This window comes from Polyangiaceae bacterium, assembly GCA_016715885.1.
GTDB lineage: Bacteria > Myxococcota_A > Polyangia > Polyangiales > Polyangiaceae > Polyangium.
On record JADJXL010000017.1, the window covers coordinates 47,265 to 71,734 of the forward strand.

General features: G+C 62.1%; 22 protein-coding genes. 11 read left to right on the forward strand and 11 right to left on the reverse strand.

Annotation, left to right across the window (positions count from 1 at the left end; all coding sequences use genetic code 11):
* Window positions 1-412 precede the first annotated feature (412 nt).
* From IPM54_19870 to IPM54_19880, 3 genes are all read right to left on the reverse strand, one after another.
* Window positions 413-808, reverse strand: a complete 396-nt coding sequence (locus IPM54_19870) for a hypothetical protein (GenBank protein MBK9262048.1) — start codon at window positions 806-808, stop codon at window positions 413-415.
* A gap of 727 nt (window positions 809-1,535) precedes the next feature.
* Window positions 1,536-1,949 (reverse strand): hypothetical protein, encoded by a 414-nt coding sequence (locus IPM54_19875; GenBank protein ID MBK9262049.1) that lies wholly within the window; start codon window positions 1,947-1,949, stop codon window positions 1,536-1,538.
* An 88-nt stretch (window positions 1,950-2,037) separates the two neighbouring features.
* Window positions 2,038-3,234: a mechanosensitive ion channel family protein gene (locus IPM54_19880; GenBank protein MBK9262050.1), complete on the reverse strand. Its 1,197-nt coding sequence runs from the start codon at window positions 3,232-3,234 to the stop codon at window positions 2,038-2,040.
* 47 nt (window positions 3,235-3,281) lie between these two features.
* On the opposite strand from IPM54_19880, the gene IPM54_19885 reads away from it, so the two are divergent.
* Window positions 3,282-4,220, forward strand: a complete 939-nt coding sequence (locus IPM54_19885; protein ID MBK9262051.1) for an alpha/beta fold hydrolase — start codon at window positions 3,282-3,284, stop codon at window positions 4,218-4,220.
* Window positions 4,221-4,301: 81 nt separating this feature from the next.
* Here the strand turns inward: IPM54_19885 and IPM54_19890 are convergent, their stop codons facing one another.
* The gene (locus IPM54_19890; protein MBK9262052.1) at window positions 4,302-5,117 is read right to left on the reverse strand and encodes a hypothetical protein; all 816 of its coding nucleotides are present in this window, start codon (window positions 5,115-5,117) and stop codon (window positions 4,302-4,304) included.
* A gap of 50 nt (window positions 5,118-5,167) precedes the next feature.
* On the opposite strand from IPM54_19890, the gene IPM54_19895 reads away from it, so the two are divergent.
* The 3 genes from IPM54_19895 (at window position 5,168) to IPM54_19905 (ending at window position 8,428) form a co-directional block, all read left to right on the forward strand.
* Window positions 5,168-6,730 (forward strand): Pyoverdin chromophore biosynthetic protein pvcC, encoded by a 1,563-nt coding sequence (locus IPM54_19895; protein MBK9262053.1) that lies wholly within the window; start codon window positions 5,168-5,170, stop codon window positions 6,728-6,730.
* Between the two features lie 130 nt (window positions 6,731-6,860).
* Entirely contained in the window at window positions 6,861-7,982 is a 1,122-nt protein-coding gene (locus IPM54_19900) for a phosphatidylinositol transfer protein (GenBank protein ID MBK9262054.1), read from the forward strand.
* Complete coding sequence (locus tag IPM54_19905; protein ID MBK9262055.1) at window positions 7,979-8,428, forward strand: hypothetical protein; 450 nt, start codon at window positions 7,979-7,981, stop codon at window positions 8,426-8,428. Before IPM54_19900 ends, IPM54_19905 begins: the two co-directional genes overlap by 4 nt.
* Before the next feature lie 10 nt (window positions 8,429-8,438).
* Here IPM54_19905 and IPM54_19910 read toward each other — a convergent pair whose 3' ends face one another.
* The 4 genes from IPM54_19910 to IPM54_19925 all read right to left on the reverse strand — a co-directional run bounded on the left by IPM54_19910 (window position 8,439) and on the right by IPM54_19925 (window position 12,290).
* Window positions 8,439-8,894, reverse strand: a complete 456-nt coding sequence (locus IPM54_19910) for a VOC family protein (GenBank protein ID MBK9262056.1) — start codon at window positions 8,892-8,894, stop codon at window positions 8,439-8,441.
* Window positions 8,895-9,098: 204 nt separating this feature from the next.
* The gene (locus IPM54_19915; protein ID MBK9262057.1) at window positions 9,099-9,566 is read right to left on the reverse strand and encodes a hypothetical protein; all 468 of its coding nucleotides are present in this window, start codon (window positions 9,564-9,566) and stop codon (window positions 9,099-9,101) included.
* A gap of 72 nt (window positions 9,567-9,638) precedes the next feature.
* A complete protein-coding gene (tpx, locus tag IPM54_19920; GenBank protein MBK9262058.1) occupies window positions 9,639-10,130 on the reverse strand; it encodes a thiol peroxidase in 492 nt (163 codons plus the stop codon).
* 147 nt (window positions 10,131-10,277) lie between these two features.
* Complete coding sequence (locus IPM54_19925) at window positions 10,278-12,290, reverse strand: TonB-dependent receptor (protein MBK9262059.1); 2,013 nt, start codon at window positions 12,288-12,290, stop codon at window positions 10,278-10,280.
* 156 nt (window positions 12,291-12,446) lie between these two features.
* On the opposite strand from IPM54_19925, the gene IPM54_19930 reads away from it, so the two are divergent.
* The 3 genes from IPM54_19930 (at window position 12,447) to IPM54_19940 (ending at window position 14,937) form a co-directional block, all read left to right on the forward strand.
* Entirely contained in the window at window positions 12,447-13,025 is a 579-nt protein-coding gene (locus tag IPM54_19930) for a hypothetical protein (protein MBK9262060.1), read from the forward strand.
* Between the two features lie 119 nt (window positions 13,026-13,144).
* Complete coding sequence (locus IPM54_19935; protein ID MBK9262061.1) at window positions 13,145-14,242, forward strand: site-2 protease family protein; 1,098 nt, start codon at window positions 13,145-13,147, stop codon at window positions 14,240-14,242.
* A 5-nt stretch (window positions 14,243-14,247) separates the two neighbouring features.
* Window positions 14,248-14,937, forward strand: a complete 690-nt coding sequence (locus tag IPM54_19940; protein MBK9262062.1) for a hypothetical protein — start codon at window positions 14,248-14,250, stop codon at window positions 14,935-14,937.
* 139 nt (window positions 14,938-15,076) lie between these two features.
* Here IPM54_19940 and IPM54_19945 read toward each other — a convergent pair whose 3' ends face one another.
* A complete protein-coding gene (locus IPM54_19945) occupies window positions 15,077-16,186 on the reverse strand; it encodes a hypothetical protein (protein MBK9262063.1) in 1,110 nt (369 codons plus the stop codon).
* Between IPM54_19945 and IPM54_19950 the strand changes: the two genes are divergently transcribed.
* From IPM54_19950 to IPM54_19960, 3 genes are all read left to right on the forward strand, one after another.
* Entirely contained in the window at window positions 16,140-16,931 is a 792-nt protein-coding gene (locus IPM54_19950) for a hypothetical protein (GenBank protein MBK9262064.1), read from the forward strand. The two genes, IPM54_19945 and IPM54_19950, sit on opposite strands and share 47 nt — an antisense overlap.
* Window positions 16,932-17,111: 180 nt before the next feature.
* Entirely contained in the window at window positions 17,112-17,654 is a 543-nt protein-coding gene (locus IPM54_19955) for a hypothetical protein (protein ID MBK9262065.1), read from the forward strand.
* A 174-nt stretch (window positions 17,655-17,828) separates the two neighbouring features.
* Window positions 17,829-18,116, forward strand: a complete 288-nt coding sequence (locus IPM54_19960; GenBank protein ID MBK9262066.1) for a hypothetical protein — start codon at window positions 17,829-17,831, stop codon at window positions 18,114-18,116.
* Window positions 18,117-18,722: 606 nt separating this feature from the next.
* On the opposite strand, the gene IPM54_19965 is transcribed toward IPM54_19960, so the two are convergent.
* Both IPM54_19965 and IPM54_19970 read right to left on the reverse strand, forming a co-directional pair.
* Entirely contained in the window at window positions 18,723-18,959 is a 237-nt protein-coding gene (locus tag IPM54_19965; protein MBK9262067.1) for a hypothetical protein, read from the reverse strand.
* 76 nt (window positions 18,960-19,035) lie between these two features.
* Window positions 19,036-22,386 (reverse strand): DNA translocase FtsK 4TM domain-containing protein, encoded by a 3,351-nt coding sequence (locus IPM54_19970; protein ID MBK9262068.1) that lies wholly within the window; start codon window positions 22,384-22,386, stop codon window positions 19,036-19,038.
* Window positions 22,387-22,665: 279 nt separating this feature from the next.
* On the opposite strand from IPM54_19970, the gene IPM54_19975 reads away from it, so the two are divergent.
* Complete coding sequence (locus tag IPM54_19975; protein ID MBK9262069.1) at window positions 22,666-24,306, forward strand: HEAT repeat domain-containing protein; 1,641 nt, start codon at window positions 22,666-22,668, stop codon at window positions 24,304-24,306.
* Window positions 24,307-24,470: the final 164 nt, after the last annotated feature.

Below are 24,470 nucleotides of genomic sequence, written 5' to 3' on the forward strand. Positions count from 1 at the left end.
ACGATGTCCGGCGGAAGCGGCGGCGGCGGCGTCAGCGGCTCGCCCGCGGGACCGCACGCGGCGAGCGCGACGAGCAGCGGTGCAATTGTCCAGACGAACCTTGCGTGCTTCGGGCGCGGAAGCGCTTGTTGGGACGAGCTTTGAGCGGGACCTTGTCGAGTGATCGTCGGCTTCACGAAGAGCGCGTCTACCACGAACGGGCGAAGGAAGCTCGACTGCTGCGTGGGTGGGTCAGCCGTTCGGGATTGAAGAAGCTGACCATTCTTCAGGCAAATGCGCGGATGGTGCTGGCATCGGGCGGATGCGCCCACGCGTATTGAATTGCGGATGGCGATGCGACGCGATTATGGCATTAAATGTATCGCGCCGACGAACCGCCCAAAGTGCCCGGCACTTATTCTGAGTCGTCGGGTCAGCGCCCGATGCGTTTGCGGATCAGCATCCGCGTCGGCTCGGAAAGCGACTCGATGTAGGCGTCGGAAAGTGCGCCGAGCACTTCGTCGGGCAGCGTCAGCAGCACCTGCTCGGGCGCGAGCCCCGCGAGCCGCTCTTCGGGCGCGAGCCCCGCGAGCCGCTCTTCGGGCGCGAGCCCCGCGAGCCGCTCTTCGGGCGCGAGCCCCGCGAGCCGCTCTTCGGGCGCATACGTCGCCAGCACTTGCTCGGGCGCATACGTCGCCAGCACTTGCTCGGGCGCAAGCCCCGCGAGCCGCTGCTCGGGCGCATACGCCGACAACACTTGTTCCGGCGGCAAGCTTTGCAACAGCATATGCAGCACCTCGTCGAACCCTTCCATCTCGTGCATCTTCATCTGGATCTCCTGGGTCCGATCTGCCTTGATCGAGCCAAACGCCGACCTTCCACCGTCCTCGCCTATTTGTCCCAAAGCAAGCGTGAGGACATTCGTCGTCCGTGGCCCGCAACGACCTCGAGTTCAAACGACAATCTTGAACGGGCCACCTTCGGGTTGCCAATAACCATCACCCAGGTCCCGCCAGTTGCAAGCCATAGGCGCCGACGTCCTCATCGCTCGTCAGCGACCGATGCGTCTGCGGATCACGCCGCAAATCCGCTTCGGCTTGGCAAGCTACTCGATCTCGTCGGAAAGTGCGCGGAGCACTTTGTCAGGCCGGTCACAGGACTTGATCGGGCGGTAAGGCCCTCCCGCGCTCTTCGCACGCAACGTCGACAGCACTTGTTCCCGCGGCAACCTTTTCAAGAGAGATCCCGCAGCTCGACCCAAGGTCACATCTTTCCCAGTGAAGCACGAGAAAAACTCAACCCAACGGTCGATGAACGACCTTCACCGCAGAGCTGAAACTCGATCCCAAGGTCGATGCGCACCCATGAGGCAGAGCAAAAACTCTACCTAACGGTCGATGAACGACCTTCACGCAGAGATGAAACTCAGAACCAAGGTCGATGCGCACCCATGAGGCAGAGAAAAAACTCTACCCAACGGTCGATGACTGGCCTTCTGGAGAGATGAAACTCAGAACCAAGGTCGATGAACGACCTTCACGCAGTGAAACGACTCATCACCAAGGTGACGACTTCTGCGCGCCCTTGACGAGCTCCACCGACCGCCGTCCGATGTACTCTTCGACGTCGGCCGGAGCGATGTGCCGGTCCTTCGCAAAGTCGAACTCGCGCGGCTTGCCTGCACCGAACGTCACGCGGATCGTCGCCGCGTCACGCACCAGCTCCACACGTAGCTTGTGGTCGGCCAGCACGAGCTCGTGGGCGTCGCCTTCCTCGCCAAGCTGCGCATCCTGGCCCTTGTCGCGCACGCGATCACGCGTGAAACGCAGCGCCTCGGTCGCCAGCCCAAACGCGGCCTCCGCCGTATGAAGCGCCTCTTCGACGCGTTTGCGATGGCGCGCCGCTTCTTCCGCTTCGCGCTCTGCCTTGGTCTTCGCTGCCTCGATCAGCTCGTCTCGCCAGCTTGCCACGAAACCTCCAGGGTGATGATTTTTCCGTGACGGTATCCGTCAGAACGGCTCGGTTGTAAAGCCTGGAACGATGAAGGCAACAACCAATTCAGTGTGAGCGGTTCGGCGGGGACGCACCCGAGGGGCCAACCCCGCGCGGCATCGACTCGACGTGCAACGTCTGCGCAGGAAGGGCGATGGCCGATCCATTTGCTTCGATGACCTCCATCAGCCCAAGCAATGTTTCTTCGCGCCAGTCGAGAAATTCGGTCCACTCTTGACTGAGCAGCCACACGTTGACTTCGATGACCAATGCGGAATCGCCAAAACCGACCAGATGCACGAGAATGGTATCAGGAAATACATCGGGACGCTCGCGCAGGTATTCGCGCATTTTTTCGATGATGACGCGCACCGTTTCGGGCTTGGTCGAATAACGTAGGCCGAACTTCGCGTTCAATCGCAATCGATCGCGCGCTGCATAGTTTTCGATGCGCGTATCGGACAACTTCCCGTTCGGCATGGTGACCACGGTTCGGTCGAGCGTGCGAATGCGCGTCGATCGTAGTCCAATTTGTTCGACCGTACCCGTGAGGTCCTCGACTTTGACGAAATCGCCGATGCGAAGCGGCTGGTCCAAACCGATCACGAGCGACCCGAAGAGGTTTTCCAGCGTTTTTTGACCCGCGAATGCAACCGCTACGCCGCCAATTCCGAGACCCGCGATGATGCCGGTGACCTCGACGCCGAGCATGCCGAGTGCCATGACGAACCCGAATAGGACGACCAGCACTTTGGCCATTTTCGTGCCAATCGCAATGACCGACAGCACGCCGCCCCTGTCCTTGAGCTCATGGGCATTCGCGAGGCGTTCGGATACGCGTTTCGCCGTAATGTCGAGCGCGCAAAAAATGCCCCACAAGACGCTGATGACGACGAGCACGTCGATGCAGCTCGACAAAAATTTCGTCGGCGTCTTTCCAAGCGCAATCAACGGAACGATGTGCCAGAAGACGATGGTCCCGAAAAGAAGCCGCACCGGCCCCTGAAGCACCATCAAAAGGTCGTCGTCCCAACGCGTTTCCGACCGCTTGGCAACGGGGACGAGCGCGAACCCGAAGAGCTTCGCGACGAGCCACCCGACGAGCATCGAAAAGGCGAAAAACGAGGGCAACGCTGCCCATTGCCACAAAGCAATACCGTTATACGTCGTCGTGATGGCCCAAGGCGGCAGTCGACGAAGAAGCCACCAAGGCGGTGTCCCCGACTCCAGAGCAATCAGCCCCATCGCAGCCAAACCAAACATGGGGCGCACTGTAGCCCAGACGAGCGAACGTGGTAGCGTCTCCACACATGACTTCGAACCGCCCCGCTTCGGTCCGCACCACCGATGGATGGCTCCTCCGCGGTGAAGTGTCCGCGGAAGGCTCGATGGAAAAACCCGTCGCCCTGCTGCTTCACGCGATGATGGCAAACCGCAAATCGATGGATCGGCCTCGAGGCGCCGGACTTGCTTCGGTGCTCGCCGGACGCGACTTCGGTGTCGTTTCGTTCGACCTCCGCGGTCACGGCGAAAGTGGCCCAAGCGCCCGTGATGGGGCTCGGTACAGTTACGACGATTACGTACTCCGAGACATTCCGGCGCTCGTGGAGTTCGTGCGGCAAGAGTTTGCGGGGCGACCCGTCGTCGTGGTGGGTCATAGCCTCGGCGCGCATGCGTCTCTTGCGGCATCGGGTGTTTTTCCGGAGAAAGCGCCCGACGGCATCGTATCGATTGCAGGCAACATGTGGGTGCCTTCGTGCGAGCCCGACAAGGCACGTCGAGCGGCAAAGACGGCAATGCTCGCTGCGTTCTTGGGCATGGCTGAAACGTGGGGATATTTCGATCCGCGTCCTTTGCGCTTTGGTACGGACGCCGTCGCATTGCCTTATGTGAGGCAATTTTGGACCATGTGGTCATCGAATCGTTATGGGAGCACCGACGGCTCGATCGATTATCGCGAAGCGCTCGGTCGGGTGACGATTCCCGTATTTTCCGTCGCGAGCGAAGCCGATACGCTGCTTGCGCATCCTGTGTCCGTCGAGCTTTTTTTGCGGCCCATTCCTGAAAAGCAAAAGACGCTGCGTGTGATTTCGGGTCGGGATTTTGGCGCGCCCGCGCCGGATCACATGGGCCTGGTCACGGATGCCCGATCACGACCCGTGTGGAATGAAATTGCGGATTGGATCGAGAGCGAGCCAGGGTTTGAACGCTCGCTCCGCGCGCGTGAGACGCGCGCTACGCGAGGCTAGTTTACGACGATGGGGCTTGCGCCAAAGCACGGCGAGGCTCGGCCCCCCATACCCCCCAAATTCGAACCGCGACCAAGTCAATCAATCAATCTGCAAATGGAAATGCGGCGGCGTGAACTCCTCGAGCATCTGCACGTCCTTCATTTCAGCCACGACTTTGGCGAAATGTTTCTTTTCCGTTCGCGTCAAGTCGCGACTTCGCACGTCCACCGCGCCCGCGCGCAGGTGTGCCGAAATGTAGATGCCCCGAGCCATCTGCTTCTGAATGACCGAATGCACGGCGCCCACGACGTCGTCGGGCGACTTCTTTTTCGCTCGCGCCTGTTCGTACGCTCGCTTGATTTCACGTGCGGCTTCTTTGTTCCGGTACAGGCGCATGGGGTCACCTCCGAGACGCATCATCTTGTACATCGCTTTGGCTTGTTGTACGGCGTCTCGCGCTCCGCTCGTCACCGTCAAATGCTTGCCCGTGCGCTTGAAATATGCATCGTCCAGCTCATCGACTTTGTCCGCCACGGGCCCGCTCAGAGCAACGTCGGGCAGTTGCAGAAATCGGTGCGGCGATCCATCCGACCGCGTGATGCTTTTTTCCAAGGGCGGCGGCGACATCGGCCCGAGCGCTTCGTCTTCCGGCGTGAGCTCGGGCAAGTCGTCGCAGTCGAACACGGGACTTCCACCATCGTCCGACAGTTCGGTGAGCGCATCGTCGAAGAGTCGGTCCCAGTCTTTGCCGGAAACGGTCGTGTCGCAGCCGAGAGAAGCAAGCGCGACGGCGAGGAGCACTGGCCCTACATATGCATGCCGCATGATCGTGCGCGCCATGGTGCCATCATCGCCCGCGCGGTCCAAAAAACCGGCGATTTGCGCGCATCCTTTGGCCCAGCGCAGAATTTTCATTTCTCGCCAAGCAGAGCGATTAGACTAGGCTCGCCCGCAGAGGACACTTCATGAGCGCTCCCAGCACGAACGGCACTCCGCGAAAGACGCAACCGCTCACGCGCACCAGGTACATCGATAGCTTGCGCGGCACGCGCGAGGTCTGGGTCCACGGCGAGCGCGTCGACGACCTCACGACGCATCCCGTGTTCCGCAACGGTGCACATATGTTCGCGCGGCAGTACAACGCGCTGCACGACCCGAACCGACGCAGCAAACTCGTCACGGCGACGGACACGGGCTCGGACGGAGAAACGCATTGGTTTTTCCGGGTTCCGCGCAGCGTGAGTGATCTCCTCGCCGAACGCGAAGCGCTCGCGGAGTGGGCGCGCATCATGTACGGCTGGGCCGGACAGAGTCCCGAGGAAGGCGCGAGCCTCATCGCGGCGCTCGGCGTTGCACCCGAAGCGTATGGGCAATTCGAAGCGAATGCGCGCGCGTGGTATCAAAGGGCGAGCGAACAGGCCTTGTTTTTCCATCACGCGATTCAGCAGCCGATGAACGGCCAGCGCGATCCGTGCGAAGTGCCTCTCATCATCGAGCGGGAAACGGACGCCGGTCTCATCCTCACCGGTTCGGCGATCGTGCCTTCGTGTGCGGCCCTTTCCCATTGCGGTTTCCTCGTGCATCACGCCCATTGGCCGTCGCGCGCGGAAGATTATCCGCTCGCATTCATCGCGCCCATGGATTCGCCGGGCATCAAACTGCAGTGCCGTCCCACGAGCACCGTATTGGCGCGCCTTTATGGATCTCCCTTCGATTATCCGCTCACGAGCCGTTTCGAGGACAACGACGCCTTGCTCTCGTTCGAGTCGGCGCTCGTGCCGTGGGAAAACGTGCTCGCGTGGGGCACGGGCACGAATGGCATTCTTTCGTTTTTGCGGGCGAGCTTTGCGGCGCGGAAAAATTTCCAGGAGTGCATTCGGCTCTCCGTGAAGCTCGAATTCATCGCCGGGCTCCTCATGCATGCGGCCAACGCGGCAGGGAGCTCGTCGCTGGCCGAATCGCGAGCGGCGACGGGTGAATTGCTCTCGTATCGGAACCTGTTTTGGGGGCTCTCCGAAGCCCAAGTTCGCGCCCCGGATCCGTGGATGAACGGAGGTGTCTTGCCGGGATCGGACCATGGCCTCACGTTTCGCATTTTTTCGACCGTCGTGTATCCGCGCATTCGCGAGCTCATCGAACGATCCGTCGGTGGAGGCAGCGTGTTTCTGACCGCGAGCGCCGCGGACTTCACCAATCCGGGTACGCAAGACACCCTCGATCGCCTCGTGCGCGCGCAAAACGGTTATTCCACACTCGACCGCGTCAAACTCATGAAGTTGCTCTGGGATGCCATCGAGGTCGAAGCGCAAGCTCGCATGGATCAACCGGCGCGAACGAAAGTGACCAACGAGCTGCGGGAGACGGTGTTTTCGTCGGCCAGCGCGATTGGATTTGCCGATCAGTGCATGGCTTTCGCCAGCCGCTGCTTGAACGAATACGACGCCGAAGGCTGGAGCGCGCCCGATCTGATTACGACGATCGAACCGATTCCTGCATTGTCGTCACGGCGAAGGTTTCAGCCGATTTAGCCTCGGGGAACTTCCGTCGTCCCGGTACGGCATACGGCATGTAACAGCACCCCCAAACGTTCCCTCGTTCCGCACGATCAAGGCTCGCGGAGTGCTTTTCTTTCTCGCCGCGCCGGGGCATCATGGTTGCATGATGAAACGATACGCTTTCTTCCTCGGTTCACTTGCAGCACTTTTGACCATCTCCGCCTGCGGCTCGGAAGCTCCGAGCACGGCAGCGACGGCTGGATCCGGCGCGAACGCTGGCAGTGGTGGCACGAGCAGTAGCAGCAGCGGTGGCAGTGGCGGCGAAGGAGGCGCAGGAGGAGCATCCAACGTGACTTGCCTGCCCATTCCCGCGTGTAACGCTGCGGCCCCGAATCCCGGCACCGCGACTGGCTGGAATTCGATCATCCCTCCGATAGGCGATCCAAATCATCGCGGTCGCGACATGTTCTACAATCCCGGCGACCCGCAATGGATCATGGCCAAGTTTTCGTATGGCACGATCGACGACGACATCAAGGGCGAATACGTCGACGTCTATTTGAACCGCGATTGCGGAGATACGTGGGAATTTCTGGGCACGGCGACGACCACGGAGGATGGTGAGCACGCGACGGTCGAAGGCGTGGAAGATACGGGCGGACGCATTTATTTCCAAATTCCTGCCGACAAAGCTTTGGGCCTGGGATGGCATCGCGTGCACCTCGTCGTCAAAGGTGATCTTTCGACGACGGACCTATTCATCAACGTCGTGGAAAAGGGCGCACCCGTCATCGTCAGCGATATCGATGGAACGCTGACGACCTACGAGACGGAAGAATTCGTGGCATTGGCGGCGGGCTCGCTCCCAGCCATGCAAAAAGACGCGGCGAATTTGTTCAACATTTACGCGTCGAACGGCTACAACATCTTTTACATGACCGCACGTCCGGAATGGCTGGGTGCGCGCACGCGGGCATTTTTCCAGCAATACGGATTCCCGCGGGGCATCGTGCACACGACGCTCACGAAATCAGGCGCGCTCGGAAGCGAAGCCGCGACGTACAAGACGAACGAGCTTGCGATGATTGCCAAAAAGGGGCTCGTGCCGTCCTACGCTTTCGGCAATACGGAGAGCGACGCCGAAGCGTACTTCAATGCGATGGTACAGCCGGCCGATCACCGAGTATTCATTCAATTCGACGACAAGGTGCATGGGGGGCGACGCATCGAGCAGTATACGGAATTGCTCGGAGAAGCCTCCGCATTGCCTGCCGTCTGCCAATGAACGACGACCTTGCACGCCCGTCTCCCAATCACGTGGTTCTTGCTTCGCAACGGCTGACCTACGAACCTCCAGATACCGTTCTTTGGGTGATCCGAGGTGACCTCGACGGTGGCGAAGCCGCGGTGGCCATGGATCAATTCGTCGATTGGTCGCGCGGTCAGCCCTACATGTTGTTCGTGGTCGACGTCGTGGAGCTCACGGCGTTTTCAGGAGAAGCGCGGAAGGTGCTGGCGTCGAATGGCCATCGATTACCGCCGCGCGTATTGTCCTTTTTCGGCGCGTCGTTCAAGGTGCAAGTATTGCTCGACATGATGGACCGCGCGACGGCATTACGCGGGAGCAAGAATCGATTCACGAGGCACTTTCCGGATGAACCGAGCGCGCGAGCGTGGGCCGCAGAAATGCGGCCCGTTCTTTTGGAGAAAGCTGCGGCAGCCGTGCAATGACGACCGCCATTCAGCCGCCGTCGTACGCTTTTTGAATCGTCGGCATGTGCAGCTTGGTCATGGTCAGCATCGCCTGAAATGCCCGCCCAACGGCTTCCTTGTCGCTGCTCTTCATCATATCCATGAAGCCACGCGGAATGATTTGCCACGACAAACCAAACTTGTCCGTGAGCCATCCGCAGCGGCTTTCTACGCCGCCACCTTCCAAAAATGCCGCCCAAAGCCGGTCGACTTCGTCCTGATCGTCACAAAACACCATAATCGAAGCGGCCGGCGAAAGCTTGTACTGCGGTCCGCCATTGAGCGCGAGGTACTCGGTGCCGTCGAGCGAAAACAGCACCGTCATCACCTTGCCCCCCGCTTCGTTGACCGTGATGATCCGCGAATTCGGAATCAAGCTGACGTACAACTTCGCCGCATCGAGACCTTGACCATCGAACCACAAACACGTGCTCGTCCGTTGCATCTTTGCTTTCCTTGTTCAGCGATTGTTTTGCGTCTTGTCAGGCCAAGCGAATTTTGAGGGGTATGATGTTTTACCCTACCACGTCGTTGCGGCCTTGGACAAACTGTTTTTGCTGGATTCAGCGGTCTGCAGCGTGAATGAATGCGCTCCGCCAAACCGGAATGGATGCGGGTAGGACGAACGATGCGAACGCTTGAAAATGCCTCAGCGGCGACCCGCCCAAGGATCCTTCACCACCGCAGGCTGAACGGGAGTCGACGGGCGCAAGAAGGGATTGATGAGGTCGGATGATGTCGAAGCCGTCGCGCCTGATCCGGCAGTGACGGGCTTTTTCGGCTTGGGTATTTTGATCTTGGGGCGCGGACGAGGCACGATGATCTGGGGTTCGGGTTTCGGATTGAGCGCCAATCCGATGGCCGCACGGGCTTTGGCAATATGCGCGAGAGCATCCGCACGAGGTTTGGCAGGCGCCCCAGTCGCCGCTTGCACCTCTTTCTCGGCGCTGTCCAAAAACGCGAGGCCCCGAACGAGATGAAGGCGGGTGCTTTGCGCCGTGGTCGGAACTTCCGCGGCATCGTTGCAAGCGATGGATTCGGCGATGGCACCGCGGCCTACGACGAAGGCGAAAGCGCCGGCAAAAACGAGGGTCGAAACTTTCCAGATGTTGACCATGGGGGGCCTCCCTACGACTCGAGGTGCATGTAGCAACGAGGCCCCAAGATGTGACCAACTTTTTTCGAAGGATCAGCCAACCGCTTTCAGGGCCGCGTCGTAGTTCGGCTCCTGCGCGATTTCCGGCACGAGCTCGGAGTGGATGACCTTGTTGTCGGCGTCGAGCACGACGACGGCGCGCGCGGTGAGGCCCGCGAAGGGACCGGCCGCGATTTCAACGCCATAGTCCTTGCCAAACGACGATCGGAACGCGGAAAGCGATTCGCATTTGTCGATGCCCTCGGCACCGCAAAAACGCTTCTGCGCAAACGGAAGGTCCTCGGAAATGTTGAGCACGGTGATGCCCTTTTCCGAAGCATGCTTGTTGAACTTGCGGACCGACGTGGCGCAAACGGGCGTATCGATGCTGGGGAAAATATTGAGGATTTTCTTGCCGGAAAACGATGCGAGCGTGGCGCGGGACAAGTCGCTACGAACGAGGCTGAAGTCAGGCGCGGCATCGCCGGGCTTCGGCAAATCGCCCGAGGTGGGAATGGGATTGCCCTTCAACGTAATGGTGGCCATGTGAATTTTTCTCCGTATACGTGAGGCTCGCTCGAAACAGCGGCTCGTGGGGCGCGAATTGTAGTCGGTTCGCAACGCTCGACAAGGGGATGTGTCGTGTCGTTACGGCATCCGGGTCGACAAGAAGCGTAACATAAGCCACACCTTTCACGGAGCGCGAAACCGCAACGTGGCCCATATCGATCGCCCAGGCAGCGGAAACCCAAGAAAATCGCTGACAGGTACGGCGACGAGGTTTTGCGACAAAGGCGACGGCACGCGCATCACGCGCACGTCGAATAGGTTCTGCACTTCGAGCCCGACTCGCAATGACGAAAATCGCGGCACATTGAGCGAAATGCCCGCCCCGTGAAACAATCGCGGCGGTACGACGATGCTCGCCGCAGTGTCCACGGTCGTGCCCGCAATCGCATCGATTCCATAACGAAATCCAATGGGACCCACGCGATACGTCGCATCGTACGAAAAATCATGAATGGGGCGCCCAGGCAAAGGCCTTCCGCGCGCAAGAGGATCGTCACTGCGATTGTCCGTGAAGAGAAACGTGTAACTCAACGTGGTCACGAGGTTTTTCGCCGCGAGCGACGCCGAACCTTCCACACCCGCAAGCAATGCCGCTCCCACATTGCCTGCTCGAAATGTGCCTCGCCCGAGCGGCAAAAACAAAATGAGATCCCTCGAATCCGTGACGAACCCAGCGACCTCGTATCCCAATCGAACGCGGCCCACCCGAACATCCCCTTGAACGCCCAAGTCCGCAGCAAGCGCTCGTTCGATGCGCAATCGCGGATCCCCGACGAGGCTGCCGCGATCCCCATAAAGCTCGGCAAAACTCGGAAATCGTCGCAACAAGCCCACGTGCGCCGAAATGGTCGCCGCGTCGCCCAATCGATACGACGCACCCACATGACCACTCGGTACGACGTCCATGGCCACTCCACTGTCGGGCATTTTCGACGCAATGACACCCGTCACGCTATCACGCCGCGCATCGATGCGGCCGGACGCAAAAAGCCGCAATGCCGATCGCACGCGCGCCTCGACTTCCACGCCAGCTCCTCCCGCGAAACGTGATGCATCAACGCCACCGAGCACCGATGTGCCATCGGTCGGCAAAAGACGTTCGGCACGACCGTCGATCGAAAAGGCAACGTTGACAGGACCCGCTCGCACGCCGCGAAGACCCACGGAGGATCCCGCAGCAAGAATGGATTGTTCTGCAAGGTTCGAGCTGCGCGTCGGATCGATCTCGCCAAGAGGATCGGCAAATCGAGAACGCTCGCTGCGCCCCCATACCTGCGCGCGAACGGCCGCCGAGCCAAAAACGCGAATGGTCGTGTCCACACCTGCCACGAGGCGACTGGTATCGAGACTTGGAAACGTGGTCGTGAACGTCGCCGATCCGGGCAAGCCGACGTGCCTGGCATCCGCGAGAAACGTCGCGCCAACGCTGCCCCACGCGCGTTCGAGCGCCACGCGACCAATGGCCCCAGCTCGCACGGCTTCGGCATTCGTGCGCGTGCGCGTGACGAGATCCCCCGTGCGAGGGTTTGGCACGTCGTACGGAAAGTCTCCGTCGGAGCGCGATCCGAACACGCCGAAGCCAAGTTTGACCGGACCAACCGTACGCGCATCGCCAGCTCGAGCCTTGAGCGTGCCGAAGGAGCCTGCGACGAGTTGCGCGTCGGAGCGTGCACCGGACAGCGCGGACGGTGGATCGATGACGAGCAAGCCTCCGAGGTAGCCGGTGGTGCCGAGTGATGCGGGCGCAAAGCCGCGGTAGACGCGAAACGAGGCGCCGGGCCAAAGCGGGAGCGATCCGACGTCGAAGGTTGGATCGGCGCCGCTCGTCAGCGGAATGCCGCCCAGCATGACGCCGACTTGAGACGACGCCGAGCCACGAATGGACAGCGTCGACTGCGCGCCGTCGGCTCCGAGGCGACGTACGTGCACACTGGGAAGCTCGGCCAGCATCGATGCGGCGTCGATGGGTTCGCGTGATCGAGCGCCTTCGGACGCGCGCGAGACGAAGGCGGGTGCGGGTGAGCCTCGAACGGTGACGTCGATGGGCGTTTCGGGTTCGTCCGCGCAAACGTCACGCGACGTCGCCATGGCCAGCGCCGCGACCGCAATCGTAGATATTTTCGATGAGGGTCGCATGCCGTTCAGGTCAAAGGCGTCGTGCGTGGTGAGATGTTGGCATCCCAAGCGACGATGCAGCGACCTCGACGCCTGCCCTCTCCAGTGACCAGTGAAGCACGGAGTTGCCCCGCGAGGTCCGTTCCATCGAGGTCGTTCTCCTGATACTCAAGAGTCATGAGCACACGCACGAAGAAGCTTTTCTTTTCCACCGCGTTTGCCGCCGGAGCGCTCGTCGCATCAGCCCCCGAAGCACTCGCCGTCGATTGGATCATCAAGAACCCAGGGTCGCATCCGGGCAAGAGTGTGGAGCTCGAGCCGCACGCGAATCTGATCTTGTTCAGGTTTCGCGACTACGGCGGTCGCTACCGCGGGCGCAACTTTGGTCATGCCGAAGGTGGCGGTGGGTTTCGAGCATCCATCGAGCTTGGCGATCCTTTGTTCATCCCGAAAATCAACAACTCGATCGCCATCTCGTTCGGGCTCGACCTGACGAACTGTCGCTACTGCTGGCGGGACGATTTTCTGATTTGGTCGCCCGTTGCGCTTCAGTGGAACTTCTACCTCACGCGCAGGTGGAGCGTATTCGCCGAGGCTGGTGGGATTATCCGAAGCGAAGGATTTTTCAGAGACATCTGGATCGATCCAGCCTTCTGGGTGGGTGGACGTTTCCACTTCAATGACAAGATCGCCCTGACGATGAGGGCAGGCTCGCCCTGGTTCAGCGTTGGCGTTTCGTTCTACGTCGGCAGTTGACCATCCTTCGCGACATTGGCGAAACGCGCCGAGCGAGCACGACTCAGGCTCCGCACTACCTGCTTTCCACAACATCGCGCGCGTGCCAATCGCCTGTCCCCCGAGTAGACTCACGGTGAATGTGGAACCTCGTCGGGATTTTAGGGTTGGCTCTGCTGATGGTGGTTCACGAGAGTGGCCATTACTTCGCAGCCCGAGCCTTCGGCATGCACGTGACGAAGTTCTCGATCGGGTTCGGTCCGACGTTCTTCAAAATCGTCCCAAAAGACGGGTACTTCTGGTTCATCACGGGCGCGGACAAAATCCAGATTCGCCTGTGGAAACACGACCCTGAGCGACACGGCCCGACGATCTACCAAGTCGCGATGATCCCGTTTCTGGCGTACGTGCAAATCGCCGGAATGAACCCATTCGAGGACAACGATCCCAACGACAAACACAGCTACGCCAATGCGAGCTTGACGGGACGCATCTCGACGATTTTCGCCGGGCCTCTCGCGAATTACCTGTTCGCATCCGTGTTTTTCTTCGGCGCGTTCATGCTCGGCGGCGTCCCATCGAACGAGGCGTACGTGACGCCGCTCGAAGGGAAAGTCGCGATCGCGGCCGGGATTCGCGAAGGCGACAAGGTGGTCGAAGTCGCGGGCACGCCGATCCAAACGTGGGGCCAGATGGCCGAGCAGATTTCGAAGCGGCCGGGCGAGCCCATCCATGTCGTGGTCGAACGGGACAAACAGCGCGTGACGCTCGACATGACGCCAGCGAACGAGAACGGAACGGGGCGCATCGGGGTGACGGCGTTCGAGCAGCGTGTTGCGGTAACGCCAAAAGAAGCGGCAAAGCTTGCCGTGACGGAACCTGCAAACGTCGTGAAAATGCTGGTCGTGAGTCTCGGGCAGCTCATCACGGGCAAGGTGGAAGGCGAGCTTTCAGGGCCTGTGGGGATGGTCAAACACGTAGCCAACGCAGCGAAGCGAGGCACGGCGTATGGCCTGCACTTGCTCGGTGCGCTGTCGGCGTACCTCGGTGCGTTCAACTTGATTCCGCTCCCGGCGCTCGATGGCGGGCGGCTGATGTTCTTGACGTACGAAGCGACGACGCGAAGGCGTCCGAACGCGCGCATCGAGGCGTGGATTCACGCGATGGGCATCCTGATGTTCTTGGGTCTCATGTTGTGGGTGACCGTGTTCAAGGATCTCGGCCTCGGATCGAAGTGAACGCGATGCTTGGCGCTCGAGCATTCACGCTGGCCTTGTTGCTTGCAGCCGGAAGTGGTTGCGCGACGCAAACGGTGAGCCTTGCAGAAGGGCCGCGGGAGTACGTCGCGACAGACTACGAAACGGTGCTTCGCAAGTGGACGCGCACGGGCGATCTTTTCGCGGTGTCGGAGCTGGAGAGTTACCTGACGGTGACGGCGACGTTCGAGTCGTGGGATTTCCGTTGGGCGTACGTGGTGCGGTACGTGCAGGACTATCGGCTCACGATCGAACAGCGCAAGAAGCTGCTCGAACGGACGCTCGACGAGACGCGAGACCATCATCAGTTTTTCGTGGCGCTTTACGGCGGCGAGCGTCGGTACAACGATCTGACGAGGCCAGACAGCGCGTGGATCGTGCGGCTCATCGACGACACGGGGAACGAGACTGCACCCGAGGAGATCGTTTCGATCACGAAGCCGAACGCGGTGGAGCGGACCTACTTTCCGTACAACACGGTGTATCGCCAGGCGTTTCGGATTCGGTTTCCACACAAGAAGGCGAGCGGCACGCCGACGATTTCGCCGCAAGCGACGTGGGTGGGGCTGCGCTTTGCGGGAGCTCAAGGCAACAGCGAGCTGGTGTGGGCGCTGAAGGAATCAGGCACGCAGAAACAGTCACCGCTGGGCATTCCGACGACCATCGCGGCGCGGTGATTGCCTCACCCCCTGACCCCCTCTCCACACGTGGAGAGGGGGAATAGGCCTCACCCCCTGACCCCCTCTCCACACGTGGAGAGGGGGAATAGGCCTCACCCCCTGGCCCCCTCTCCACACGTGGAGAGGGGGAATTTCGTCAGCGTGAGAGCAGTTCGCCGACGATGGGAACGTTTTCAGCGAAGTCCAAAGCGAGCTTGCGATCGCCAACCAGAAGCAGCGCACCTGACGAGGCCGCGCGAGACCAAAGCGGCGCCGCTGCACCTGCCCAAAGAGCTTCGGGGAACAGGAGCTCGCCCGGACGAACATCGGCGACGACGGTTGCAGGATCGCCTTCGAGCACTTCGACGCTTCCGCCGACGACGAAGACGAGGCCCGGCATCGGCCCGTCTTCTTCGGTGATCGTTTCTTCGGGTTCGAGCACTCGAACTGCGAGCCGCGCGAGCATGGCGTCACGCGTGGCGAGATCGACCTGCGCGAGAGCACCGAGCGTGAGTCCGACGCGCGCTTGGAGTTCGTCCGATAGCGTTCGGCAACCTTGCTCGGCGCGCGGATGAGCACTGAAAGCGCTGTCGAAAACTTCGGACGACCAGCGGGAAATGGTGGCTCCAGCGCCACTGCCGATGATGCGCAGAGGGACCGGTTGTGCAAGCGACCCGCGCGAAGCAATGAACGAACGTGGCCCAGCGACCTTGGCCGGAACGTCCAAATTCACCGCACAAACGGATACTTCGCCGGCGATCACGAGCACGGCGCCGAAGGCGGTGCGCGCTTCACCGGGTACGATGTCGTCGACGATCGCGGTGCGAACGAGCGTGCGTTGAACGTCTTCGGGAAGTCCTGCGAATGGCTCGACTGCACGCAATTCGACGTTGCTGATCCTGAGCGAATCGACAGGAGGCGCAGCCGATTCTCGAGGCGGCGGAAGACTACTTTTGCTCGCGGTCGGCGCGGAAGGCGCAACCGAGGACCGCACGGCCTCGAATGCTGACTGCGATTTGGACTTGGAGAGGGGTGCACTCGGCGGAATCGAAAGTGGCCTTGGGGCGATGGATCCTGGGCGCGGAGGAGGCGCGGGCACACGAGGCGGAGCGACTGATGGGCCGGGCTTTTTCGTGATTTCGAAGAGCGGTTTCGTTCCGGGCGCGGGGGGCGGTATCGAAGTTTTTCGTCCCACTGCCGCCGCTTCGGCTTCGGCTTGCATGAGTGCAGCGACTGTCGTGCCGCTCGGCAACGTGTCGGTGAACATGCGGCGGGAAGCATCTTCCTCGGCGGGGGGAGGCGCATCGGCTGGAGCATTGTGCCGAGGTGCTGGAGGCGCGGGTCGGCCCAAAGCGCCGGAAGGAAGCTTGGGCGCTGGTGGAATCGTCGGACGCCGCACGGAGGGGCGCGGCGCCGTCGGCACGATGTCCGATGCGGGGGCCTGTTCGGGCGTGGGCACATCGCTCGACGCTTTCGCGTCCTGCGGCGGCGCTGGGGTAGCCGCAGGCTCGACGGATGCAGCGAGCGGAGTCGGTGGCGTCGGCCTGCGAGGAGCCTGGGATGCGTCCGCGTCTTCGCTTGGTGGCGGCGGTGTTGGCGCTTTGGTTGTAACAGGCGCTACCGGTGGAGGCGGCTGTGTTGGAACTTTGGCAGACGTAGGCGGTGGTGGAGGCGCGGGCGTCGGGCTTTTTGCCGACGTTGGCGCGGCGGGTGGCGGTGGCGGCGGCGTCGGTGCCTTCGCTGAAGTTGGAGCGGCTGCAGGCGCCGGTGCCGCGGGAGGAGGCGGCTGTGTGGGTGCCTTCGTCGATGGCGGCGCGGGTGCCACTGCAGGGGGCGTTGGCGTTGGCGCCGAAGCGCCGGGCGGCAATGGCGGCGGTCGAGCCCCGGCGGGAGCTGCACCCGGCGAGCGTGGAGGCAGAGGTGGTGGCGTTGCAGGCGAGCCGGTACGCGCGGCGGCCGGCACGGGAGGTGCCTGGGCCAAACCCGTGCCGCCGATGACGGGGCCGCCTTGATGCTTTTTGCCAAGCATTTCGGCAAGCGTCGGAGCTGACGTGAGAACGTCGTCTTCGTCCTCGTCGAGCAGCGGTCTTGCACGAGGTCGCGCTGCACCTTCGGTCGCAGCTTGCCGGCGTCGCATTTCGCGCGGCGAGACCTCGTGGGTGCTCGCTTCGGACCACGGATCGAGGATGGGCGTGCGAAGCACCTTGCGTTTCGTGGCAGCGGCAGGAACTGGCGTCGCAACCGGTGCAGACGCGGCTGCAGGGGATGGAACTGGCGTCGCAACCGGTGCAGACGCGGCTGCAGGGGATGGAACTGGCGTTGCAACCGTTGCAGGCGCGATTGCGGCGGCTGGAGCGGGCGCGGCTGCCGTTGCGGGTGCGGTTGCGGCGGATGGAACCGGCGCGGCTGCCGTTGCGGGTGCGGTTGCGGCGGATGGAACCGGCGCGGCTGCCGTTGCGGGTGCGGTTGCGGCGGATGGAGCGGGCGCGGCTGCCGTTGCGGGTGCGGTTGCGGCGGATAGAGCCGGCACGGCTGCCGTTGCTGGCGCTGCGGGCGATGGAATTGGGGCTGCAACCGTTGCAGGTGCGATTGCGGCGGATGGAGCCGGCGTTGCAACCGTTGCAGGTGCGGGAGGCGGCACGGCAGCGCGCCCATCGTCGGCGGACGGCCAGTCATCGTCCGATACCGCCGGCGGTGCAACCGCACGGGCAGGCGCATCGGACGGCGGCCGCTGAGGCGGCACAACCGCGGGCATTGCGGGTTGCGTTTTCGATCGAAGTCCAATCGGTTGCGGCCGGAGGCTGCCGGGCGACACGGAAGGCGGCGGCTTTACGGAAGCAGCGGGCACCGATGGGACGGGAGTCTGCCGTGCAGACACGGGTGATGCGGTTGGCGCTGCAGGTGCAGGCGTGGGAGCAGCCGCGGCGGGAGGCATCGTTGGCGGCGTGGGAGCAGGCGCGGCCGCAGGGGGCATCGTTGGCGGCGTAGGAGCAGCCGCGGCAGCAGGCGCAGCAGGTGGAGGCGACGCGGCGGGCGCGAGCGGGGCAAGCGGAGGAATGGCCAGCGGGGGAAGCGCGGCTGACGGAGGTGGGGTGGAGCCATCGACGACGATCTCGAACGACGAAATGGGCGCCGCTTCCGAGACGGGAGCTGGTTCCTCCGCTGGCATCGCAACGGGTAAAGCCGACGTCGCGTGAAGTGCTTTCTCGAGCTCCGGCAGGTACATGCCGAGTTCTGATGCGCGAAAGGGATTGCCCGCTGCTTCAGCGGCCTCGGCTGCACGGCGTATCCACACGATCGCGTCTCGCCGCTCGCCTCGCGCCCAGAGCGCACTCGCGGTCGAGAGTCCCCAAACGACATCCTCCGAGTCGTCGGATCGCGGTTCGGGAAGTTTTACCGAGTACTCGGCCATCACCTGACCCCTACCATAGGCCGTTTCGAATCAATCCTGGAAGTCTCGCTGGACGTTCGAGCCTAACGCCTTTCGAGAATCCGGACGAATTATCGGCAGAAGTGATGCCGGTCAGATTGGAACGAGGTTCCGATTCGTCCCGGGGGGTATGGGGGGCAGAGCAGTCGGCTCGTCTTTTGGGGCGTAGCCCCAAAAGACTTATAGAGCCGCCTGCGAGCCCCCCATCGTGACTAGCCTCGCGAAGCGCGCGTCCCACGCGCGCGAAGCGAGCGTCCCAAATCAAGACCCGGTTCCAAAATTGAGCGTCCCACGCGCGCGAAGCGAGCCCCCCAAATCGAGACCCGCTGGCAGATGTTCGTCCACACAAACCCGCCCCGGACAAACCGTCGGGTCAGCGTCCGCGACGGCGCTTCGCGACAGGTGCGGGTTTACCCGCGACCGCATGCACGCCGTTCGTCCCTTCCCCACGAAGCTCGGCGCAACGACGGCACATCTCCTCGACTCCTACGATCGACACCGGTTCACCCGGCATTCGACGCGCAAGCCAGCCAATGAGCGTGAGGCCAGCTTCACGGGCCTCCGCCGGGATCGATGTCTCCCGAAGCAAGCTCGCGATCTGGCCAATCAACCGCGTGCGTTCCTCTTCACACGCCATCTTCGCGCGGTCTGTCTAGCACGCTCGTACGGAAAGCAAAGCAACTCGATCACAACGGAGCGATGAGCACTTCACGGTCCTTGGCACCGTTGGCCGGTCCGACGATCCCTCGTCGTTCCATTGCCTCCACCATTTTTGCTGCACGGTTGTACCCAACGCCCAACTTGCGCTGAATCCACGACGTCGAACACCGACGCGTCTCCGCCACGATCCGTACCGCAGCGTCGTACATCGGATCGTTCTCCGTGTCGTTGTCCTCTTCCTTGCCGTCTTCATCGCGCGGCTTGAGGATTGCCTCGTCGTAAACAGGCTCGCCCTGAGCGCGTAGGAAGTCCGTGATTCGCTGCACCTCCTCCTCGCTCACGAAGGGGCACTGCACGCGCCGCGTGTCCGTCGCGCCGTTCATCTTCACGAGCATGTCGCCGCGACCCAAAAGATGCTCGGCACCTTGCTCGTCGAGGATCGTTCGACTGTCGACCTTCTGCGCCACGCGGAACGCAATGCGCGTCGGGAAGTTGGCCTTGATCATGCCCGTGATCACGTCGACGCTCGGACGCTGCGTCGCCAAAATCACGTGCATCCCTGCAGCTCGCGCCTTCTGCGCAAGACGCGCCACGCTCGCTTCCACATCCTTGCCCTGCTGCATCATCAAGTCCGCAAACTCGTCGACCACGATCACGATGTACGGAAGCTTCTCCGGCATCGCCACGTCCGATCCATCCTTCGCTGCGGGCACTTCCACTTCGAGACCTTCAGCCGAGATCGCTGCGACCTTCGCGTTCGCTGGAGGCTTCGGCGGACGCGCTTCACCACGTTCGACCTTCTCCACCCACGCGTTGTATGTGCCGATGTTCTTCGTCCCCGCGTTCGCAAAGAGCTGATACCGCCGCTCCATCTCGTCGACCGCCCACTTCAGCGCGTTCGACGCTTGCTTCATGTCCGTAACGACCGGCAAGAGCATGTGCGGAATCCGATCGAACGGCGCAAGCTCCACGACCTTCGGATCGATCATCAACATGCGCAGCTCCGCCGGCGACTTCCGAAAGAGCAAGCTCACGAGCATCACGTTGAGGCCCACGCTCTTTCCAGCACCCGTTGCACCTGCAACGATCACGTGCGGCATCGACGCAAGATCCGCAAAGTAGGGAGCTCCAACGATGTCGCGCCCGAGCACGCACGGCAGCGGTGCTTTGAGCTCCAAGAATCGCCGATCCTCGACGAGCTCACGCATCGACACCGGCACGCGCCGATCGTTCGGCAGCTCGAACCCGATACGGTTCTTCCCAGGAATCGGCGCGATGATGCGCACCTTCCGCGACAAACCCAACGCGAGATCATCCGCAAGGCTCGCTACCTTGGACACCTTCGTTCCAGCCGCAGGAGCTACCTCGAACGTCGTCACCGTCGGTCCAGGATGAATCTCCTCGACCTTTCCACTCACGCCGTAGTCGGCGAGCGTCTTCTCCAAGAGCCCGGCGTTTTCACGAAGCGTGTCTTCGTCCACCACGATGCACTCGTCACCCGGAGGTTCGAGCATCGTCGTCGATGGCAACGTGAAGCCCTTGCCAAACGATGGCACGACCTTGACGACCTCGCGCACCTTGGCTTTTTCCAAGGTAACCGGCTTCGACACTTCCGCAGCAGACGCCGCAACGACCGCCACAGGCTCGGGCGAATCCGATTCGTCCATCGGTTCGTCATTCAGGAACAGCCCACCCGGTTCGTCCTGGCCATCCTCCGCGTCGTCGTCATCATCGACGTGCACCGTACGCTCGACGATCGGCTGCGGTGCAACTGCACGCACCGGCGGCGGCGTCACCGTCTTCTTCACCGCGCGCGGTCGCTCCACGACGTCTTCCTGAACGGGCGCGTCTTCCACGAGCGCGGCCGACGCCTCTACCTTCTTCGCCTTCGCTCCGTCTTCAGCGGACACCTCGACCATCTCGGCGCGCACCGTCTTCGCCACACGCTCGGCCCGAGGCTCCGCGACTTCAGCCTTGCGAGACTTCGTCGCCCGAGGTGACCCACCACCTCGAACGGCAGGCTTGTCGCTCGGAGGCACGACGGCCGCATCGAAGAGCTCGTCCGGCGCATTCATGTCCGCAGCCGCCACGATCGCATCCGGGTTGGCCGGCGGAGCAACGATGGCCGGTCCGCGTTTGTCTTCCGGAACGACCGCTTTCGCTGCCGGCTTCGCCGCGTCGACCGGCGCAGCCTCGAGTCCAACCGTTGCAGCAGCAACCTTCACGACAGGCTTCGCTGCGTCCGCGACCGCCGCCTTCACGACACGCTTCGGCTCCTCGGCGCGCGCAATCTTCACGACAGGCTTGGCCTCGTCGTTTCGCACGATCTTCGCCGCAGGCTTCGCATCGTCGGCCACCTTGACCGCCTCCGACGGAACCGGCGTCGTTGCACCGAGCGCAATTGCGTCGCCGTGATCGCTCGATGGCGAGCTCGGCACTCCGTCCGCGTTCGTCTCGTTTGTCGCAGCTTGCTTGCTCGAAGCCGCACGCTTTTTGCGTTGCGGTTTGTCCGCTTCGCCGGACGCAGATGCTTCGCCTTCGAACGGTTTGTCTTTCCGATGCTGCGCGGAATCGTCCGTCAGCACCGTAATGACCACGTCGGTGGGCGACGGCGTCAGGTTTTTCGCGACGCTCGTTCGATCCTTTGCATCCGTCGCGTCCGCGGCTTTTTCGATCTCCCGCACGCGCCGAAGCGCTTTCAAGATCGCCCCCAGCCCAAACGCTCCACGCTCACCGAGCTTGGCGAAGAACGCGCGCACTTGCGCCACGAGCTCGATGAACGAGAACGTCGCGCGCTGCACGAGGATGAGCGACACGATCGTCAGACCGATGATGTACGAGCCGATCGCGGAGAACAGCGATCGCATCACCTCGCCAAACAGTTCCCCCACGCTGCCACCGAGCGGCAGTGCACCGAAGGCCGTGGCCATCGGAAACGCGACGTGCGCGAGCGCTGCGAGGATGACGAGCACGACGATGTCGCCACCGAGGCGCGCGACGCTTGCACGAGACGGTTTGCCCCCGAGCAGTGGTCCCGCGAGCACCGAAAGCTCGAGCGGAATGGTCCAGGCGGCGATGCCAAACGCTCCTGAAAACAAGCTCGAAAAGGCTTCCCCCACGGGACCGACCCAGTTGGGCCCCGTCACTTCGGGGCGCATCGGATCAGCCTCGAACGACGCCAGCGCGAGCACGGAATAGAGCGCGGAAGCGAGCAGCACGAGGGCTGCTGCTTCGCGGGCGTACGTATGCATCGGGCGCGCTGCGGTCGCGTGAGCAGTCGAGCTGCCATCCTGCTTCTTTTTCGTGGTCGAAGCGGCCTGTTCTGCGGGAGCGGAAGCAGCCGGCGCACGACGAGGAGCGAAGAGGGGAACGGCCATAACTACCTGTACCTAACTTTGCCTACCTATACGCACTTGTAGTCATGTGCAAGTTGTTGTGGGCAACGCGGGTGGGTAGCGAGGGATTTGGCGATCGGCGGTACAGGATGGGTGGGTGTCTCGGTGGTGGGTGGTGTGTCGGAAAGCCTTTAGGTTTGAGGGGGTTTGAAGAAACGACCCAAAATTCTTTGAGCTTGGGAGGGCGTGGGCGTTACCATCCCCGTCGATCCCGGCATGCGAATTGATGAAGAAGCACGGCGACGCCCGATGAAGGTGTCGATGATTGCGCTGTGTATCGCGGCGCTGGGCTCGGCATTGGGCCTTCTGGGGTGCCGAGTCGACGAAAACGACGTCCATCGGTGGGAGGGCACGGTTCAAGGGCCAAAGAAACTTTGCGCCGTGTTGCTTCACGACAAGTACGAAACGTCGCTGCGCGTCGAGTCGGCGCTGGCCATCATTCGGATGAAACCCCGTTCGGGTCGGAGGCTGGCTTTCACGCAAATCGATTCGGACGTGGAGGCGGAAAACCCGACCTGCAAGGGAAGCCTCGTCGATGTGCTTTCGGCCCTCGAGCCGGAAGCGCAGAAGGCGATCGTCGGGCCGCTCGTGTCGTCGATCATCGTCGAGCTGAAGAAGCCGCCGCCGGTCTACAAAGAGGGTGAGCCGATTCCGACGGACGGATCGATTCCGTACAAGGACGCGGCGTATGCCCTGTTGATGGCCGACAAGCCGGTGCTGATTTCGGACGAGGCGCAGAAAAAGGACCTCAAGATCGCGCTCACCGAATGGGCCATGGCGGACTTCGAGCATCGCTTGGAAGCTCGGGGTCAAGCGTCGAGCATGGACCAAGTGCTTCGGGCCGTGGGGTCGGAGGCCGTCGCGGGGCTACCCAAGTTGATGGTGCGAGACGCACGCAAGCTCGGGGAGATGTCGATTCTCGTCGCGGACATTGGGGACGAGAAGGCCAAGGAAGCGGCTTCGGCGGCGTTGGTCGAAGCGGCCCAGTGGGTCCTCGGCGAAGACTGGGCGAAGGTTCGGACGAAAGAACTCGAGAAGCAGAACGCCGATCAGAAGCTCACGCCGACGCCCGAGCAGTTCAAGAAGCAGCTCGAGACGCTTCAGGACGACGAGCTGATGAAGTTATTCCAAGCGCTTCGTCGGGTCGGGGGTCGGCCTGCGGTCGACTTTGCGCTCGGGTTCGCAGCGCGCAAGGACCAGAGTGACAAACGGCGGCAAACGGCGCTGGCGGCGCTCGATGCGACGGGAAAACCGGGCAAGCCCAAGTCGCTCGACAAGAGCAACCCCGACGACGTCAAGCGTCTCGTGGAGATCGCCGGCAGCGACGCGCCCGACGTGGTGCTCGATCAAGCGTTTCGTCGTCTCGGCGAAATGCCTCGCGAGGTTGTTGCGGACAAACTGTACGGTCTTTTCAAGACGGACAAATGGAAAGTTCGTCGTGCCGCTGCCGCAACGCTCCTGAAGTTGTCGAACGTCAAGCACATTGGTGAGTTCTTGAAAGCGTTGCCCGATGGCAAGCCGTTCGCGATGGGCGAAGCCCTCACGTATGGCGCGCTTCTCGGCGAGCTCAAAGAGGGCAAGCCGCTCGACGAATTGAAGCCATTCATGAACTCGGGCACGCCTGCTGCTCGTACCAGCGCGATTGCGTATTACTTCACTTACGGAACATCTGCGGAGCTACCCGACCTCGCACCACTGCTCGTCGATGGTGAATGGGGCCCGGCCCCAGCTCCGAGTTGTGATACCGATCCCGAATGCAAGTGGATCTGCGAAGTCCCGAAAGAGGGCGAGCAGGGGCGCGAGCAGAAGGAGATCAAGACGATTAGCGACTTCGTTCGCTATTGCATCCAGCCGGCCATGAAGGAGCGCAAGCCCGAGGCTGGCAAGGAGCAGAAGAAGTGACCTTGGGCAGGCGGCTCGACCCATTGCGCCGGTCTTCGGCTTCGCGCCCCACGCGACAGCAGATTTCCAGCGCAATTTCCGATATTTACGTCATGCCGCAGTCCTTCCGAACCTCACCGCACGGCCCAGAACCATCGACGACGATTAGGGAAAAATGAGCGCGG